The following is a 17,480-nucleotide window of genomic DNA, read 5'->3' as shown; positions in this document are numbered from 1 at the left end:
GCATTGTCTGTCAGATTGAACTAGGCCCGATCAGGCTCGTGCAGGACCGCTAATCAACCTCAGGTGCTCACAGGAACGCTGGGGCTACGGCGAAGACTGCGGTCAGCACGTGGCGACGGCGGCGGGAGACGTCATGCATCAGCAGCGGCGCGTCTTCGTAGGGCACGACGTCGGTGATCAGGTGCTTGCGGATCGTGTCGCCGTGGGTGGCGAGCAGCTTGATGGTTTCGGCCGAAAGCCGCGCCCGGTCCCACTGTGCCGTGAGGCCGCGCGGTACCCTGCCGATCTGCGCGCAGCGCAGGTTGAGCCCGTTGTGGTGGAATTCCTCGCCCAGCCGGACGGCGTCGGCTCCGCTGGTGTAAAAGGCGAGGTCGATGATGCTGCCCTGGGGTCGGGCCGCGCGGAGGGCGGCGTGCAGCGCCTCGGGGCGCCCCCGGCATTGGAAGACGACGTCGGCGCCCCGGTCCCCGGGACCATGGCGCCATCGCGTTTTCAATATCTTGCCGGGGTCGTCATTCAGGTCGAGGGCCAGGAAGCCCAGCTCTTCGGCCAACTGCCGGCGGCGGGCGTCCGAGTCCGCGACGGCGACTTCGCGCGCGCCGAGGGATCGGGCGAACAGGGCGGTAACCAGCCCGATGGGCCCGGCGCCGGTGACGAGCACCAGCCGGCCGTCCACCCCGTCGCCCAGCGCGCGGACCAGGCCACCGGTTTCATCTGCCGCCGCGTGCAGCAGGCCGTTGGCGCAGATGGGCCCGAAGTGTGCGACGAAGACGCCAAGCAGCGGATCAAGGTCGTCGGGCAGCGGCACCAGATGCTCGCGCAGCGGGTCGGCCACATGCGCGGTGGCGTGGCCATAGGCCGTGGCGAGGATGTCCCCCTCGGCGAAGGCCGGAGTGCGGGATTGGGCGACCCGGGCGACCTCCATGTAGCCCAGCCTGCGGATCGGGTAGGCGGCCTCGGCCGAGTCCTGCAGGAACAGGCCGAGCTCGTGATCCAGGCGGGACCGCAGCCCGGGGTGGTCGCCCTTGACGAAGGCCAGTTCCGTGCCGGCGGACAGGCCGGTGACGAGCGTTTCGAGCAGGAGCCCGCCGTCGGGGACTTCGGGCAGCTGCTCCTCGACGATTTCCAAGGCTCCGGCTGCAGGAATGACGAGGTTGCGCCGGTTCCTCATGGCGCTTCCCCTGCCGTGGCCGGCCGCTCTTCCGGCAGTTTCACCGGCAGCCCCGTGCGCGCCGATTCGGCAATGGCACAGCCGAGCCGGTGGCTGCGCAGGGCCTCGGCATAGGGGGCGCGGGTGCTTTCCCGTTCGCCGCGGACTGCCTCGATGAATTCCCGGTCGACGGCGATGCGCGGGTCCTCGGCACAGCCCAGGTCCGTGCGCGACGTGCCGTCGAAGCTGCTCAGGCCGGCCTCGGACAGCTCCAGGTACAGGCCTCGACTCACAATGTGCAGAGCCGCGCGGTGCTTGGCGGCCAGCACCGAGGTCGCCGCCAGCGTGGCCACGGTTCCGCTGCCAAAGCGGACGGTAGCCGCGGTGGCGTCGTCGACGTCGTCCGGTTCCGGCCCCGATCCGTCGGCCGGGGGATGCCCGGTCTCCGTCCCGCGCACCCCGGCGGCGTAGACCTCCACGGCTTCGCCGAGCAGGAAGCGCGCCGTGTCCAGGACGTGCGTGAGCTGCTCGACCACCTGACCGCCGGAGCGGTCCATGCGCCCCCACCACGGGACCGGCGGCCGTTTGTCCAGCCAATAGCCGTTGGCCAGCAGGGCCGGGGCCTCCTCGAGCAGGCCCCGGGCATGTCCGACGGCGTCCATGCAGCGCCAGTGGTAGCCGGTGCCGGTGACGACGCCGGCCGCTTCCACGAGCGCCCCAATTTCCTCCGCGGCTTCCCGGCCCAGGCCGACCGGCTTTTCCACGAACAGCGGCAGTCCCCTGGAAAGCGCCGCCCGTTCACCGGGCCCGTGCGCGAACGGCGGAACGCACACGTAGACGGCGTCCGCTTCCGTGTGGTCGAGGGCCGTCTCGGGGTCGGTGAAGGCCGGGGCGTCCACTTCACGCCCCAGCTTCTCCGCCGCAGCCGCATGCGCGTCGGTGACGCTGGTGATCCGGGCGCCAAGCTCCTGCAGGACGCCGACGTGCCGCCGCCCGACGGAGCCGGCCCCGATCAAGGCTACTTTCACGCTCATGTGGCCTCCTGGAGGAGTTGGTCGTACAGGCGCAGGTAACTGGCAGCCATCGCCTCGGGTGTCCATGCCGCTGCCGCGTCGATGCAGTCCTGTGGGCGGATATTGTCCAGTTCCTGCAGGAACCGGGCCATTTCCTGCTCATCGGCGGCGAGGAAACCGGTGCGGCCGTGGTCCACCAGCGAGGGCAACACTCCCAGCGGTGTCCCCACCACGGGGATGCCGCGGGACAGGGCTTCCACCACCCCGGTGGCTCCGGGTTCGGCCCACCGGTTGGGGGCCAGCAGCACCCGGGCCGAGCGCAGGACGTGCTCCTTGGCTTCGCCTTCGACTCCGCCGATCCAGCGGTACCGGCCGCCGTCGAGCAGCGGACGGACCTCCTCCCGGAAGTACTTGGCGTCCGGGTGGGAGGCCAGGTGCGGGTCCCCTTCGGCCAGCCGGCGGTCCAGCTCGGCCGGGTCGTTGATTCCGGCGACGGGGCCGGCGAGTACCAGGGGCAGGCCGGCCAGGCGGCAGATCCTCAGTGCGGTGTCCTGCCCCTTGTCGCGGGTGATGCGGGCCAGCATCAGGGCGTGCCCGGCGCTCTCTGCGTGGACGTCCAGGGCGGGCGGAGCGGCCAGGGGGACGACGCCGATCGTCTGGCGCCGCAGCGCTAGTGGTGCGCGCTCCAGCTGGGACTGCGAGACCGCCGCGAACCGGATGCGGCCGCGGCCGTTGAAGGACGAATAGAAAGCGCTGTGCTTACCCAGGTCCCAGTGCAGGGTCTGCAGCACCGGCGGCGCAGCTTGCCCCATGGCGGCGAATACCGCCGGTCCCACCACCTCGAGGTGGTCGTGCACCAGGTCCCAGGCGCCGCCGTCGTACATGGCCTGCACAACGCCGTGCATATGCGCGTGGGCGATACCCGAGACCTGGTTGTAGGGCAGGGCGATCGAGGCGAACTGGGGTTCGTCGAGCGGGCACAGGTAGGCGTCGGCCTCGATCGTGCTCGGGCCCACCGTGGCGAGGGTGACATGCACCCCGGCGCGGCGCAACTCCGGAATCAGGGTGGCGACCACCGTTTCGATGCCCCCGTACCCGCGGGGCGGAACAGGCAACCAGGGGCCGGCGTTGATGAGGATCCGCACGGCTCAGGCCACGTGCCCGGTCGCGAGCCGGTACTGGCCCATGTCCAGCATCGCCGGACGTTCAGACACTTCAACGGTGCAGGTTTGCCCGACGTAGTCCTCCCCCTGGCGCATGAACTGCGTCAGTTCGACGGCGTGAGGGGCAGCCGGGGCCAGGCCTCGGCGGTGCAGCCGGGCCTGCACGGTGAGCTGGATCTGCAGGGCCATCCGGGCCAGCTCGGCGTCTGTGGAGTTGCGGTGGCAGCGCTCGCCCAGGTCCACCTGGGCCATCCCGTCCAGGCCCACGGCTTCCAACACGTCGATCAGCATGCCGGTTTCCACCCCGTAGCCGGAGACGAAGGGTATGCGTTCGAGCAGGCTGCGCCGGCCGGCATATTCGCCGGCCAGCGGCTGGACGATCCCGGCCAGTTCGGGCCAGTACAGGTTCAGCAGGGGGCGTGCCACCAGTTCCGTGACCCGGCCTCCGCCCGCCGGCATGATTTTGACCCCGTCGTCGAGCGGCCGGTCATAGTAGCTCTTGACGAAGTGGGTCCGCGGATCGGTTAGCAGGGGGCCGATCAATCCGACGGCAAACTGTGCATCGAACCGGCGCAGGTCCGAGTCCATGAACACCAAGAGGTCGCCGCTGGAGATGGCCAGGGATTTCCACAAGGCTTCGCCTTTGCCCGGAGTGCATCCGGTGCCGGGCAGAATCAGGTCCTGGTGGGCAACCTTCGCGCCGGCGGCCGCGGCCACGGCGGAGGTGTCGTCGGTGGAGTTGGAGTCGATCACGATGATCTCGTCCAGCAGCGGTACCGCCTCGACAAGTTCGGTGCGCAAAGCGGTCACGATCGACCCGACCGTCGCCGACTCGTTCTTGGCCGGAAGTACCACGCTGATCCGCTGGCCGGCCTTGCGTTTCACGAGTTCGTGCCGGTCGAAGCTTTTGCCTTGATAATTTTTGGCGGAGAACCACTCCAGAACGTCAGCCCGCATTCCGGCTTCCTCTCATCGAGCGCCGGTTCATCCCCCAAGGCCGGCTGTCGGTAGGATCAAGTCGAAGCCTACGGGGCCGGATCCTGCCCTGTGAATAGTTTCCGTGAGATTGGCAGGGACGGCCGGCCCCCGGAAAGGGCTGCGGATGCCGGTGCGGGCGGCTCGGAAACGTCTGCGCAAGGCCGCGGCAGTGAGGAGAATTGATGCAGCAGCAGGTCCCCGCCGGCGGCCACGTCCATCGGCCCCGCCTGGTGCTGTGGCGGCACGGCCAAACCGACTGGAACGTCTTGGAAAAGGCCCAGGGACATGCCGACATCCCGCTCAATGCAATCGGCCGGGTCCAGGCCAAGCAGGCTGCCCGGCTGCTGGCAACGTTCCAACCCGATTTCATCTGGTCCAGCGACCTGGAACGCGCCCGCCACACTGCTGCAGAGCTGGCCGCGTTAACCGGGCTGGAACCGGTGCTGGACAAGCGGCTGCGCGAGTACCATGTGGGCATCAGGCAAGGCACCACCTTTGCGGAGTTCCGGGAACAGCATCCGAGCATCTACGAGAAGTTCTTCAGCGAGGAGAACTACCGGGTTCCCGGAGCCGAGCTGCCCTCCGAAGTCAACGGGCGGATGAAATCGGTCATGCAGGACGCCGCCGCGGAGCTGGCCCGGGGCGGCACCGGCGTCCTGGTGGGGCACGGTGCCGCGCTCCGAAGCGGGCTGTTGGCCTTCTTCGACGCACCGGCCCACATGCGCGAGATGTTTGCCGGCATGGCAAACTGCGCCTGGACGGTGCTGGAAAAGCACCCGGACCGCGGGTGGCAGGTCGTCGACTACAACGCCCAAACCCTGCCCGATCCCTCCTCGGCACTGGCAGACGAAATGCCGGCCGAACACGATGGCCAGGGGTAGGATCCGGCCGGGCGGAATCGCACCATCCGGCGTCTTTGCGCAACTTCGGCAGGCTGGTTGGCCGATGGTGCCTCCGCGTAACTGTTGCCTGTATGTGGAATAGCTTCCTCGGCGCAGCATCCAGCAAGTCCCGCTGGCCTCCGCAAGCTTCCCTATGGACGGGGTGAATGCTGGAACAAGCTTTTCATAAGAGGACCCGTGCAGAATACGCCCTACGCCGCGCATCATGCCGGCGCGTCCACGGCCGGTGTGACCGGCGAACCGAGGGAGACGGTAAGAATGGCACGCACAACCGGGGTTTACGCAGTGCTCCTGTCCGCAATGCTGATGCTCACAGCCTGCGGAGGTGAAGCAGCCCCGGAAGGGACCGCCGAGCCGGCCACGTCCCCTACCGCCCAATCTCCGCAGACCACCTCGGCGGCCAAAACATACACCAACGACGACCTCAAGGAAGTGATCGCGGGTCTGGAAGACGCGCAGGGCCAACAACTTTCAGTCGTTCCGGCGGCACAAATCGATCAGGGACTCACGGCCGCGAAGGAATTGCTGGCGAACGCGACCATTACCCCTGAAGCCTGTTCCATGTTCGCGACCGAACAGACCCGGATACCCGATGGCAGCACCTACGCCGCCGGAGCCAGCCACTCAGCCGAAGAAAAGTCTCAGACCATCATCACCCTCGTCGCCGTCCAAGACCCGCAAGTCGTCGCCGAGCAGCTCGAACAAGCACAAAAATCCATGCAGCAGTGCGCCGACTTCGAAATCGAAGCGGAAGGACAGAAAATCAGCAGCAAGATCACCCCACTGGACGTGATCACAGACGGTGAGCAGTCCCTCGGCTCCATCACCACCCAGAAGTTGCCGAACGGGCAAAGCCAGAAGGTCATGTCCGTAGCTGGAACGCAAGGATCCCTCGCGGCCACCGCAGTGAAAATTGGAGCCGACATCGAGGAAGAAGCACAGGACGAACTCATCAAACTCGTCAACGACGCGCTTGCCCAAAGCGAGTAACCAACCATCTGCATAAAGGAGAATATGACCTGAATGGGTCGCCTTCGGCTTAACCCGAAAGTGACGCGATGCCCTCGAGGCCCAGGTAGCGGCTGTCGAACCCGACCCAAGCATATTTGGAAAGCGCGCCCTCCGGCATTCCAGATACCTTGGATGGTCTCAAGCTCTAACTCGAAACGCGGAGGAAAAATCATGCCAGCAAGAGATGTCTTAAGCCAGGAGCAAATCCAAGCAAATCTGCTCCAGTTGCCCGAATGGCGCTATGGTTTGGGTGCTTTGCGGACCGCAGTGAAATGCGAATCATCCGCAGCTGCCTTGGACTTGCTTTCCGCAATTGGCCGGCTGGCACAGAAATCCGACCACCACCCTGATGTGGACTGGCGGTACGACACATTGTTCATCACGCTCACTTCGCATGATGCCGGCGACAGGGTGACGGCGCGTGACGTAACGCTGGCCCGTTCAATATCGCAGCTTGCCCAAACCACCGGCGTCACGCCCCTCCCGGAACTCTTGCGAACAGTGGAGATAGCCATAGACACAGATGCCCCGGAAGCCATCTCGGAAGTCTGGCGGACGGCGCTGGGCTACAAGCGGCACGAAGACGGAAGCCTGATCGATCCCTATGGCAGGGGTCCGGCCATTTGGTTTCAGGAGTCCCAGCGTCCGAGCGAGAATCGTTTTCATCTGGACGTCACCGTCCCCTTCAGCGAAAGCGCCTCGACTCTGGATGCCCTGGTTAGCGTTGGTGCAACACTCGATGATGAACATGCGCCCATGTGGGTAGTTGCCACTGATGCCCAAGGCAACCGGCTCTGCATCAGTACTGAAGCCGGGCGCGGCGACTAGACGGGTAAAGTCACGCAGCCACGGCCAAGGGCGGCAGCCTGACCTTCCTGTCAGCCACAGTCGCCGCCACCACCGCCTCCGGCGTCTCCTCCATAGGCAGTGGCTCCAAAAGCTCCCGTGCTGGCTGCATCCGGGCGAACGGGAGCCCGGGCACCCTTTACTGGTCGGCGGTCGGCGCGGGCACCCAGAACCACCCAGGCAATACATGCCGCACAGAGGATGGCAACAATGATGGCAAATTCCACACTTGTCTCCTGTCGTTGAGCTCAGAGTATGGGCGGAATAGGCTTAGGGCAACAGTTCCAGGGCAAGACAATTCAGTGACTGGTGCGCCCGCGGGATGAGGCCAACGTCGGGGGCAGCATTCGGTCGGCCACCATTCCGGTCACCATTGAAAATAGCGCTTTGTGGAGGACGTCCACGGCTTTCTCCTCGGCGGGCCAGGTCTTTGGTGGTGACCCGGCACCGGTGGCGTTCTCAATTGTTTGGTCAAAGCCCAGTCGCATCACGGTGTGCCATATATTGGCGTGCAGTCCGCGAATGCCCGTGACGGCCCACACTCCTCTCAGGGCGCCGAGGCTGGCACCGGTGCAGTAATGCATCAGGTGGTTCCACAGGAAGGGCTTGGCATCGTTGGCGGGCCGTTGTCCGAGCAGGGTCAGCAGGGCGCGGGCAGGTACGTAGGAGTTCCGACGGCCGGTGATCGCCTGCTCAACCTTCTCCCCTACCGTCATCACCCCCGCTCCGATGAGTCCGGCCAAAGCACCGGTGCCGGCCGCGCGGCAGATGCCACTGAATCGGTGCGAGGCGGCCATTGGTGTCCTCCAAACTTCTCTTCGCCGCATGGGCAAAAATTGTCAGGGCTGGGCCATGCCTGCTCTGGCCCGGCATGGCCTCAGCTTAGACGGTGCGCCTGGAGCCGGCGACCCTCTTGGTTGGCAGACCCCGCAGATTGCCGTTGCTGGTCGCCCCTTCCCGTGGAAGCACAACAACAGGCAGCCAGCATCACACCACGCCCCGCCCCTCGAGGGGCTTCCGCCACCCTTGCCATGACCCCGCCGCTGGCAGCACCAAAAGTCAGATAATCAGGGCCTCCTTTGCGGACCGCGAAAGCCATGGCTAGCGAGTTACCGAAACCGTAAGCATACTTATAAACACAGGCTTTGGAACCCAGAGTTGCCCATAGTGGGCATCGGGCCTACATCGAGGAGGAGCTTCGATGCGCATCAAGGATTCCGTCGTTGTGATTACCGGCGCGTCAAGCGGAATAGGCCGCGCCGCTGCCCTGCGTTTCGCCCGGAAGGGCGCCCGCGTCGTGCTCGCGGCCCGCCGGACTCAGGCTTTGGAAACGCTTGCCGCCGAATGCGAACGTCGCGGGGCGCAAGCACTGGCAGCGCCGACCGATGTCAGCGACGCAGCCGCCGTGCAGGAACTCGCGGACCGCGCGGTAGCACGCTTCGGCAGAATCGACGTCTGGGTCAATAACGCCGCGGTTAGCTTTTTCGCTCCATTCCTGAGGGCACCTGTCGAGGACTTCCGGCGCCTCATCGACGTCAACGTGATGGGCTACGTGCACGGGTGCCGGGCCGCGCTAGCGCAGATGCAGCAGCAGGGCGCGGGCGTGGTCATCAACGTTTCCTCCGTCGTGGGGGAAATCGCCCAGCCTTACACCTCCGCCTATTCGATGTCCAAGGCCGCCATCCGCGCCCTGGGCGTTAGCCTGCGCTCGGAACTGCGGCTCACCGGCAGGAAAAACCTCAGGGTCTGCACGCTTCTGCCGGCAACCATCGACACCCCGTTCTTCCAGCACGCCGGTAACTACACCGGCCGCAAGGCCCTGGCCATGCCGCCGGTGTACACGGCGGAACGGGTTGCCAAAGCCATCACCGCGCTGGCGGTCTCCCCTCGCGCGGAAGCCGTCGTCGGACCGCTTGGACGGGTCATGGCCTTGCAGCACAGGCTCACCCCGCGCTTGATGGAAGGCGCCATGGCGGCCCAGGTTAACAGGACACATCTTTCGCGCAGCGAGCCGGCGCCCACGACCGCGGGAAACCTCTACTCGCCGCAGCCCTCGCACCCAAAGCCAGCAACGGGAGGCGGCTGGCACGGAAGAAGAAAAACCGCGCTGCGCAGGACAGGCGCCACCCTGCTCGTCCTCACCGCCGCCGGAAAGCTCACCAGCACGCTTGCCCGGCGCTACCTTGGTTCCGGTGGACCAGGAACGCGGATCCCTTAAGTTCACCCTCGCATCGGCAGGCGGCCGCCTCGACGCGGAACTCAGGGCGAGGACCGCGATTCAAGTGTGTTGAAAAGCCGCAGGCGGAAGGGGCGGGCGTTCGGTCAAGGCTGGTCTTCGGTGATGGGTCGGAACGGTGGCGGGCAGTTGCCAGCACGTTCAGCCCTTGTCCCCCGCGTCTGGGATGGCGGCGATAAGTTTCCCGTAGGCAACAAGGTTGTCCTCGAACCTGCCGCTTTGCGGGTTGTACCCGTCGCAGGTGATGAGCCGGATCTCTGCCTGCTTGGTATTCCCGTACACCTGCAGGGCCGGGAAGTTGTCTTTGGCATATCGCTTGATGACCGTCAGTCGGAAGACCGCCGTCGTGCCATCCTCGCGCTCCACCCTGACTTCGTCTCCGGGTACCAGTTCCTGCAGTCTGGCGAAAACGCCCGGGCCCCCGCCCAAGGCGTTGACGTGACCCAGGAGGATCGAGGGCCCCCTTTCCCCCGGCGTCGGGGAATTGATGTACCACCCTGCCGGGGAACCGGCCTCTTCGGGCGGCACCTCCAAGGTGCGATCCTCCTGCTGTGCGAGGTCGATGATGTCGCTGCCAAGCCCGATCCGGGGAATGCTCAACGCTGAAGGCCTGGCTTTCTCCATCACGAGGGAATCGCCGCCGGCAGCGGGAACGGCGGCTTGGGGCGCGGCTGTTTTTTTGTCAGCCCGTTGCGGCTTTTCCCCTGGTTCACGCCCTTGAGCCGCACGGGGAGCCTGCTCGACGGCGGTGCCCGAGGGTGCGGTGCTCGAGGGTGCGGAAGTCGAGGGTGCGGAGGCCGAAGGTACGGAGGGTGGGGGTGGTGACCCGGTAGCGGTGGGTGCAGCGCACCCCGCATTCACGGCCAGGACAAGGGCCAGCCCGGCGAAGAAGGGTGGCCCTGTCCGTGCCGTCTTCACGCCGGTCAGTCCTTGGGAGCGGAACGCCTGCGTGCGACGGCCACCGAAGCGCCTGCAGCAAGCAGAACCCCCAGACCTGCGGCGAGGGACATCGCGCTTCCGTCTGTTTGCGCGGGGGTCTCGACGCCTGTGTCGGGGGCACCGCCTGGCATCGGCCCGGTCATCTGGGAAGCAACCAAGGTTCCGCAGGCCGCGGAAAGTGTGGCCGCCAGCGGCAGCCCCGGGGCTTCAGGGCTCATTTGTTGCTGGGCAGCCGGAGGCAGCCTGTTCGGGTCTACGCCGTGGACCTCCACCGTTGCAGTTCCGGCCTGGATCGCCGCTATTGTTGCCGGATCCAGGGTCAGGGTCCGTTCATAGGTGTAGGCTCCGCCGGCGGGGAAGCGGTCGGTTGCCACCATCGAGGCCGGGCTGGTGTCCCCCTGGACTGTCAGCGAGGTACTGACGGCACCGGCATAAGGTTCGCCTTCGGGTGAACTGACGACGCCGTCGCCGTCGGTGTCTGCTGCCGGCCCGGGGCACAACCCTTGGCCGCCGATGTGAATATGCTGGCCATGTGGGAACGGCGCGTTCATCCAGATTTCCGCGGCGCCCGAGACGTTCATGCTGACGGTTGCCTGCTGACCGTGTATCTCGATCATCGCCTGTCCGGCGGTTCCGCTGTTGTTGGCCGGCGCAAGGTCAGCCTGCCACACGCCGTCCTGGGCTACGGCCGGGCCGGCCGCGAAAGCCATCGCGCCAATCGCGACGGCAGGGGCAATGAGAAGAGTCTGTGCCTTCATGATGTAGGCCTCTCAGAAAATAGTAAGGGTGCTTACGGTTCTCCCGTGCGTCACACCCTAATCCAATGCCGTCGATCTGAAAAGTCTTTACTCAGCCTGCGTCGCCGAGCAGGTGGTACCAGCTTTCGGCGAGGACCCCGAGCGCCTGGCCACGGTTTGGTTCTGAGGTGCGGCTCGTCCAGAGGGTGGAGACGTAGTTGAGCTGGGTGAACGCGAGCGTTCCGCGGACGTGGTGCGTCTCCTCCGAGAAGCGGCCGGCCTGCTGCATGCCCCGGACGAGGTCGGAGACTACTTCCTCACGCCAGCCCATGACCAGGGCCCGCACTTCGCGGTCGACGGCGGCAGCCTCGTCGAGGACATCCAGGTAGGGGCGGAAGACGGGCCAAAGTACTGCGCGCGACTCGAGCCAGTCGCGGATGCCGGCTGGCTCGCCCGCGCGGACCACATCCACGAGCTCGGGGGCCGTCGATGCATGGCCGGGTCCGGCGGCGCGGTCAAGGACCGCATTCACCCGGGCCATGAAGTCCCCCATGAGATCGCTTCGCGAGGGGTAGTACGCATAGAAGGTCACCCGGGTGGTGCCGGCAGCGGCGGCGATATCGTCGATCGTCGTGGCGGCGTACCCCTTGTCGATGAAGAGTTCGAGCGCCCGTTCGACGATCCTGTCGCGGGTCAGCTGTTTCTGGGCTTCTCGCAGCGACGGCATCAAGACTTCGCCGGCGTAGCCGGTTGCAGCGCGGACGAACCTACATTGGCCAGGCGGCGCAGTTTGGGAATGGGGATGCGGTAGTTGATCGCCGCCGCGGTTCCGGGGCCGCCGTCCGCGCCGTCCCAACGCAGCAGCATCGAGTGGGGCTCGCCGCCCGGCTCCAGGTAGTCCGGCGCCCCGGTCACGGGTGTGAAGCCGATCGCCTTGAGGGACAGCCCGAATCCTTCGGTCCAGAAGTACGGTTGGAAGTCGAGCTCCGGCGCCGCGTCGCCGTTGAGCAGGCCGGCAGCCGCGACCTTGGCCTGATCGATGGCGCTCGTCCACAACGGCACCCGCCCCTCCCCGCGGCCGGTCGGGAAGTACGCCACATCGCCGGCGGCAACGACGTCCGGCCGGACCCGGCCGCGTGAATCGACGCGCAGCGCCCCGTCGACAAGGAGACCCGAACCGGTCAGCCACTCGATGTTCGGTTCGTCGCCGATGGCCGTGACGACGAGGTCCGCCTCAAGCCGAGTGCCGTCGGCAAGGGCAACCCGCGCCCCCGAGCCGGAGTCAATAAGTCGCGCCCTGCTGCCACTGACGAACCGCAGCCCGCGCCGGGCGGCGGCGGCAGTGAAGATCCCGGACAGGTGGTCCCCGAGTTGCCGCGAGAGGGGCTGCACGTCGGAGACCAGCGTGACGTCGCAGCCGACGTGCAGGCAGCCGGACGCGATCTCCATGCCCAAGGGTCCGCCGCCGACCACGATCACCGAGGGGCGGCCCGAGACCCACTGTTTGAGCGCCACCGCGTCCTCGAGCGTGCGCAGGGTGAGCTCCCGGGGAGCGCCCTCTGACAGCGGACTCGGGCTAAGCCGCTTGGCCCGTGAACCGGAGGCGATGACCAGGCCGTCGTAGGGCAGCTCATCGCCGCCGTCGGTCCGGACGACTTTCGCCTCCGGGTCGATGCCTGTGGCGCTGACCCCGAGGAGGTCGGTCGCTTCGTGGGTTGGCTCGGGCAGCTCGTGGGCTTGCAGCCCGCCGTCGCCGTGCAGCAGCGCCTTTGAGAGGGCCGGGCGGCTGTACGGGTGGCGCGGCTCGGCCCCGACGACGGTCAACTCGCCGTCGAACCCATTCGAACGCAGCGAGTCGCACGCGGTGAGCCCGGCGATGCCGTTGCCGACGACGACGATCCGCCGCAGGGTCATTTTTCCGCCAACCGCAGCGCGGCCACCGGGCACACCCGTACCGCGGCTTTCGCAGCGGCCAGCTCCGCCTCGTCGACCATGGGGACGTCGATCACCAATTCGCCGTCGTCGTCGAGGTGCATGAGTTGGGGCGCGGCTTCCTCGCAGAGTCCGTGTCCTTCGCAGCGGGGGCGGTCAAGCTCGATCCTCACACTGCCACCGCCTTCACGACGTCGAGGCGTTCGTGGCTGCGCGTGATGTTGCTGGGCACGCGGACCTCGTCTCCAATCTCCAACACCTTCGCCCGGCGGGCCAGGGCCTCGATGATCGCGTGGGCCTCAAGCTTCGCCAGGCCTTGGCCGGCGCACCCGTGCGGCCCGTAGCCGAAGCTGAGATGGTCCACCGGGTTGCGCGTGACGTCGAAGACGTCGGGATTCTCATAGTGCCGCGGGTCGCGGTTGCCGGCACCGAACAGGATGCCCAGCTGGGCTCCTGCGGGAACGGTTGCTCCATCGATCTCGACGTCGCGGGTCGCCGTCCGGCCCCAGATGTGGATCGGGGGCCAGTAGCGCAGCACCTCGGCGAACGCTGCGGGCACGAGCTCCGGGTTCTGGCGGACGAGTTCCAGCTGCTCAGGGTGGCGGCCGAAGAGTGCGACGATGTTCCCGATGGAGGCGATCGTGGTGTCGACGCCGGCGCCCAGGTACTGGTGGATGATGTGCCCGGCGGCTCCTTGCGGGATGTCGCCGCGGGTCTCGGCGTCGAAGATGCCGCGGCCGATCGACCCCGGTACGAGGTCCTCGGCGGTGACGGAGGAGCACCAGCCGTAGAGCTCGCCGGCGATCGGGAAGTTCTCCTGGGTGCGGTGGTTCATCGGTCCGAGGACCTGCATCGCGGCTTGCCCCCAGCGCAGCATGTTGTCCTTGACGTGGCCGCTGAAGCCGATGAGGTCGGCGACGATTTCGAGCGGGAAGGCACGTGCCAGCGAGTCGATGGCTTCGAAGCTGCCGCTGGCGACGAGTTCGGCGACGAGCTTGTCCGCTTTTTCGTCAATGGTGACCTTCAGTCCGCGCAGGGCGCGCGGCGTGAGGTTCTCCGACAGGGTCGCGCGCAGCTGCGTGTGCGTGGGCGGGTCGGAGGCGAGCGAGGTGCCCTGCAGCGCCTCGTTCACCATCGGGTTAAAGCCAAGGCTAGTGGAGGAGAACGTCTCCGGATCGGCGAGGGCGTCGCGGATGATGTCGTAGCGGGTCAGGACGTAGAGGTCATTCTTCGGCAGGCGGACGACGCCGGCCTGCTCGCGCAGGGCGGCGTAGGTGGGGTACGGGTCGACGAGGACGTCATCGTCCCAGATGTCGATGTCTGCTTCGATCGGTGTGGTCACGGTGTGCTCCTTTTGATCGTCCTGGGGCGGGTCGGAAGCCGGACGATGGGGACGCCCATTGCCTCGGAGAGCCGCGCCTCGGCAGTGAGGCGTGGAACACAGTCTGCCCGTTATCTTTACAGCGTGTCAAGTGAAATTATGTTGTGCATCACGGAGAGGAGGAGGGTAGACTGCCGTCTCCGGGTCGTACTGGATAGGGACGATGATGAAGCTGAGCCGGCGCTTGAGATCAGGCCTCGTGATCCCACCGGGCAAGGTTCCCGCCGCCTACGAGCATCTGGAGGAGTTCCAGGCCCTGGCCGAGGAGCACGGCGACCGCGCGACCGGCACCTCCGGGTACGAGGCCGCGGCCCAGTACGTCGAACGCCAACTCGCGAGTGCCGGCTATCGCAGCACGCGCCAGTACTTCACCTTCAAACACCGCGGCGAGCAGATCGAGACCTTCAATATCCTCGCCGAGACCGCATCCGGCAGCGACGAGAACGTGATCATGCTCGGGGCCCACCTCGACGGGGTGCCCGGCTGTCCGGCGATCAATGACAACGGCTCCGGGGTGGCGGCCGTGGTGGAGGCCGCCAAAGCGCTCGGCCGTCAGGAGGGCCTCAGCAACACGGTGCGCTTCGCCTGGTGGGGCGCCGAGGAGTACAAGAAGGAATACGGGTCACGGCACTACGTCAAGCACCTGGCCAAGCGCGACAGCGAGGCACTCGACAGGATCGCCGCCTACTTGAACTTCGACATGATCGCCTCGCCCAACCCCATCATCGGCGTCTATGACGCACGGGACGCCAAGCCCCATCACGAGGTGCCCGAAGGTTCGACCGAGATCATGGACGTCTTCACTGACTACTTCGACACCCGGGACCAGCCCTGGGTCGCCACCGATTGGGACATGGACTCGGATCAGTTGTCTTTCGTCAAAAAGGGTGTCGCCGTGGGCGGGCTGTACACCGGAGACGACGAGAAGAAAACCACCAAACAGGCCCGCCTTTTCGGCGGCACCGCCAAGCGGCCCTGCGATCCGAACTATCACCGGCCAGGCGACGACCTCAGCAACGTCGATCTGAAGGTGCTCAGCCTGATGACCGAGGCGATCACCCACGCCGCCACCCGCCTGGCCCACGACCACCGCGCCCTCAAGCCAGCGGGCACCGATAGAACCCCTCCCCAAAGGTCGTAAACGGCAAGTGGGCTGAAACCCTACGGCTGCTAGCCGTGCTCGACCGCCATGTTGGCGAAGCGTGAGTAGTGGCCCTGGAAGCCGACCACGATGGTCTTGGTCGGGCCGTTACGGTGCTTGGCCACAATGACGTCGGCTTCGCCGGCGCGCGGGGATTCCTTGTCGTAGATGTCCTCGCGGTGGAGCAGGATGACCATGTCGGCGTCCTGCTCGATCGAACCGGATTCGCGAAGGTCGGAAACCATCGGCTTCTTGTCCGTACGCTGCTCCGAGCCACGGTTCAGCTGCGAAAGCGCGATGACGGGGACTTCGAGTTCCTTGGCCAGCAGTTTCAGGGCGCGGGAGAACTCCGAGACTTCCTGCTGGCGGGATTCGACGCGCTTGCCGGAGGACATCAGCTGGAGGTAGTCGAGCACCACCAGCTTCAGGTCGTGCCGCTGCTTGAGCCGCCGGCACTTGGCCCGGATTTCCATCAGGGACATGTTGGGGCTGTCGTCGATGAACAGGGGCGCGTCGTTCATCCGGCCCATGGTGGTGGCGATCTTGCCCCACTGCTCGTCCTTGATGGTGCCCTTGCGCAGGTCCTGAAGCCCGATGGTGGCTTCCGCGGAGAGGAGGCGCATGGCGATTTCGTTCCGGCCCATTTCCAGGGAGAAGAAGACCGTGGTCATGTTGTTCTTGATCGCGGCAGACCGCGCAAAATCCAGTGCGAAGGTGGATTTGCCAACGGCCGGCCTCGCCGCGATGACGATCATCTGCCCGCCGTGCAGGCCCTGGGTGAGCTCGTCGAGTTCATAGAAGCCGGTGGGCACGCCGGTCATGCCTTCGCCGCGGTGTCCGGCGGATTCGATCTCGTCGACGGTGCCTTCGATGATGTCCTTGAGCGGGACGTAGTCTTCAGCGGTGCGGCGCTCGGCGACGGCGTAGATCTCGGCCTGGGCCTGGTTGACGATGGCGTCGACTTCGCCGTCCTGCGAGTAACCCAGCTGAACGATCTTGGTGCCGGCGTCGACCAGGCGGCGGAGCACGGCACGTTCCCGGACGATCTCCGCGTAGAAGCCTGCGTTGGCGGCCGTGGGCACGGACTGGATCAGGGTATGCAGATAGGCGGGTCCGCCGATGCGGGAAATCTCGCCGCGCTTGGTCAACAGGTCGGAAACGGTGACGGCGTCGGCCGGTTCGCCGCGGCCGTAGAGGTCGATGATGGCCTCGTAGATGCTTTCGTGGGCGGGGCGGTAGAAGTCCACGCCGCGGAGCACTTCAACGCAGTCGGCGATGGCGTCTTTGGAGAGCATCATGCCGCCCAGGACCGATTGCTCGGCCACGAGGTCTTGCGGCGGCGTGCGGCCGAATTCGGAGTCCCGACCTGTTGCCGAATCCGCGTGCGCTAACGACACCGCTGCCTGCTTTCTTTGCTCCTCGAACCGGATACCGCATCCCCCTCAGATCTAGAACTACCAGCCGGATCGGACGATTTCGTCGGACCGCCAAAGGGCGCATACTGCAGTTCAACGCGCGGGCTGCGAGTGGGATACTCCGCAACGGTAACCCCCTTCCCCCTTCCCACCAAGCGAGTTATCCACTCCCCCTGTGGATAAAATGTGGATCAGTGGGCGTGTCTTGTGCACAGGCTGTGCGCAGAGCTGTGGAAACAATAGTTGACTCGCGAGTAACCCCGCTCTGACCTGCGAAAACGCTATCCACGGGCTGTGGACAAAAAGAAGTTTGCTGTTGATTTCTCCACCATTTTTGCGGTTGACAGATTCGGAATAGACGCGTAAGGCGAAAGTTATCCACGGGTTATCCACAGCTTGAAATTACAGAGCTGTGATGCCCTCTTTCGAAGGCTGTTGGCGCGCGGGCCATGGTCCGGGACGTACGATTCAAGTATGGAATTTGTGGTGCCGTTGCTCATCGCCGTACTGGTGGTCGTGATCGGCCTGGTGATCATGCGGCTGGTTTCCCGCAACAAGACGCGCGGGCCCCGCCCGGGGCGCGGATCGTCGGCGATGCCGGCAGCTGCCACGACCCGGGAGGCCGCCGCGGCGGCC

At 66.1% G+C, this 17,480-nt stretch carries 17 protein-coding genes; 5 read left to right on the top strand and 12 right to left on the bottom strand.

The annotated features are described in order from the left end of the window. Positions 1-67: 67 nt before the first annotated feature. From AC5RUJ_RS00085 to AC5RUJ_RS00070, 4 genes are read right to left on the bottom strand one after another with little or no spacing between them, the layout of a single operon-like run. Positions 68-1,171: a zinc-binding dehydrogenase gene (locus AC5RUJ_RS00085; protein WP_494127681.1), complete on the bottom strand. Its 1,104-nt coding sequence runs from the start codon at positions 1,169-1,171 to the stop codon at positions 68-70. Beyond that, the gene (locus tag AC5RUJ_RS00080) at positions 1,168-2,184 is read right to left on the bottom strand and encodes a Gfo/Idh/MocA family protein (RefSeq protein ID WP_494127682.1); all 1,017 of its coding nucleotides are present in this window, start codon (positions 2,182-2,184) and stop codon (positions 1,168-1,170) included. Before AC5RUJ_RS00080 ends, AC5RUJ_RS00085 begins: the two co-directional genes overlap by 4 nt. Further along, positions 2,181-3,308, bottom strand: a complete 1,128-nt coding sequence (locus tag AC5RUJ_RS00075) for a glycosyltransferase (protein WP_494127683.1) — start codon at positions 3,306-3,308, stop codon at positions 2,181-2,183. The genes AC5RUJ_RS00080 and AC5RUJ_RS00075 overlap by 4 nt, the downstream gene beginning before the upstream one ends. Positions 3,309-3,311: 3 nt before the next feature. After that, positions 3,312-4,283 carry a glucosyl-3-phosphoglycerate synthase gene (locus tag AC5RUJ_RS00070; RefSeq protein WP_494127684.1) on the bottom strand — a complete coding sequence of 324 codons (972 nt, stop codon included), beginning with the start codon at positions 4,281-4,283 and terminating at the stop codon, positions 3,312-3,314. 203 nt (positions 4,284-4,486) lie between these two features. Here AC5RUJ_RS00070 and AC5RUJ_RS00065 point away from each other — a divergent pair, with 203 nt between their 5' ends. The 3 genes from AC5RUJ_RS00065 (at position 4,487) to AC5RUJ_RS00055 (ending at position 7,045) form a co-directional block, all read left to right on the top strand. Continuing rightward, positions 4,487-5,185, top strand: coding sequence for a histidine phosphatase family protein (locus tag AC5RUJ_RS00065; RefSeq protein ID WP_494013505.1), 699 nt, complete (start codon positions 4,487-4,489; stop codon positions 5,183-5,185). A gap of 279 nt (positions 5,186-5,464) precedes the next feature. Next, positions 5,465-6,196, top strand: coding sequence for a hypothetical protein (locus AC5RUJ_RS00060; RefSeq protein WP_494127685.1), 732 nt, complete (start codon positions 5,465-5,467; stop codon positions 6,194-6,196). A gap of 192 nt (positions 6,197-6,388) precedes the next feature. Beyond that, on the top strand, positions 6,389-7,045 hold the full coding sequence (locus AC5RUJ_RS00055) for a 4a-hydroxytetrahydrobiopterin dehydratase (RefSeq protein WP_494127686.1): 657 nt from the start codon (positions 6,389-6,391) through the stop codon (positions 7,043-7,045). 317 nt (positions 7,046-7,362) lie between these two features. Here AC5RUJ_RS00055 and AC5RUJ_RS00050 read toward each other — a convergent pair whose 3' ends face one another. Beyond that, complete coding sequence (locus AC5RUJ_RS00050) at positions 7,363-7,860, bottom strand: hypothetical protein (RefSeq protein ID WP_494127687.1); 498 nt, start codon at positions 7,858-7,860, stop codon at positions 7,363-7,365. Between the two features lie 404 nt (positions 7,861-8,264). On the opposite strand from AC5RUJ_RS00050, the gene AC5RUJ_RS00045 reads away from it, so the two are divergent. Then, entirely contained in the window at positions 8,265-9,281 is a 1,017-nt protein-coding gene (locus AC5RUJ_RS00045) for an SDR family oxidoreductase (RefSeq protein ID WP_494127688.1), read from the top strand. Between the two features lie 159 nt (positions 9,282-9,440). On the opposite strand, the gene AC5RUJ_RS00040 is transcribed toward AC5RUJ_RS00045, so the two are convergent. From AC5RUJ_RS00040 to AC5RUJ_RS00015, 6 genes are all read right to left on the bottom strand, one after another. Further along, positions 9,441-9,899, bottom strand: coding sequence for a sortase domain-containing protein (locus AC5RUJ_RS00040; RefSeq protein ID WP_494127689.1), 459 nt, complete (start codon positions 9,897-9,899; stop codon positions 9,441-9,443). A 323-nt stretch (positions 9,900-10,222) separates the two neighbouring features. Beyond that, positions 10,223-10,996 carry a hypothetical protein gene (locus AC5RUJ_RS00035; protein WP_494024019.1) on the bottom strand — a complete coding sequence of 258 codons (774 nt, stop codon included), beginning with the start codon at positions 10,994-10,996 and terminating at the stop codon, positions 10,223-10,225. A 91-nt stretch (positions 10,997-11,087) separates the two neighbouring features. Continuing rightward, complete coding sequence (locus tag AC5RUJ_RS00030; protein WP_494127690.1) at positions 11,088-11,702, bottom strand: TetR/AcrR family transcriptional regulator; 615 nt, start codon at positions 11,700-11,702, stop codon at positions 11,088-11,090. Continuing rightward, on the bottom strand, positions 11,702-12,889 hold the full coding sequence (locus AC5RUJ_RS00025) for an NAD(P)/FAD-dependent oxidoreductase (protein ID WP_494127691.1): 1,188 nt from the start codon (positions 12,887-12,889) through the stop codon (positions 11,702-11,704). The genes AC5RUJ_RS00030 and AC5RUJ_RS00025 overlap by 1 nt, the downstream gene beginning before the upstream one ends. Continuing rightward, positions 12,886-13,080 carry a ferredoxin gene (locus AC5RUJ_RS00020; RefSeq protein WP_494001151.1) on the bottom strand — a complete coding sequence of 65 codons (195 nt, stop codon included), beginning with the start codon at positions 13,078-13,080 and terminating at the stop codon, positions 12,886-12,888. The genes AC5RUJ_RS00025 and AC5RUJ_RS00020 overlap by 4 nt, the downstream gene beginning before the upstream one ends. Then, the gene (locus AC5RUJ_RS00015; RefSeq protein WP_494127692.1) at positions 13,077-14,249 is read right to left on the bottom strand and encodes a cytochrome P450; all 1,173 of its coding nucleotides are present in this window, start codon (positions 14,247-14,249) and stop codon (positions 13,077-13,079) included. Before AC5RUJ_RS00015 ends, AC5RUJ_RS00020 begins: the two co-directional genes overlap by 4 nt. Before the next feature lie 202 nt (positions 14,250-14,451). On the opposite strand from AC5RUJ_RS00015, the gene AC5RUJ_RS00010 reads away from it, so the two are divergent. Beyond that, a complete protein-coding gene (locus AC5RUJ_RS00010) occupies positions 14,452-15,429 on the top strand; it encodes a M20/M25/M40 family metallo-hydrolase (RefSeq protein WP_494127693.1) in 978 nt (325 codons plus the stop codon). Positions 15,430-15,458: 29 nt separating this feature from the next. On the opposite strand, the gene dnaB is transcribed toward AC5RUJ_RS00010, so the two are convergent. Continuing rightward, entirely contained in the window at positions 15,459-16,826 is a 1,368-nt protein-coding gene (gene dnaB / locus AC5RUJ_RS00005) for a replicative DNA helicase (RefSeq protein ID WP_493941666.1), read from the bottom strand. Between the last annotated feature and the right edge of the window lie 654 nt (positions 16,827-17,480).

The organism is Arthrobacter sp. Y3223164, assembly GCF_059091005.1.
The sequence above is the reverse complement of the archived record's forward strand: the minus strand, read 5'-3'. Positions and strand labels throughout refer to the sequence as shown.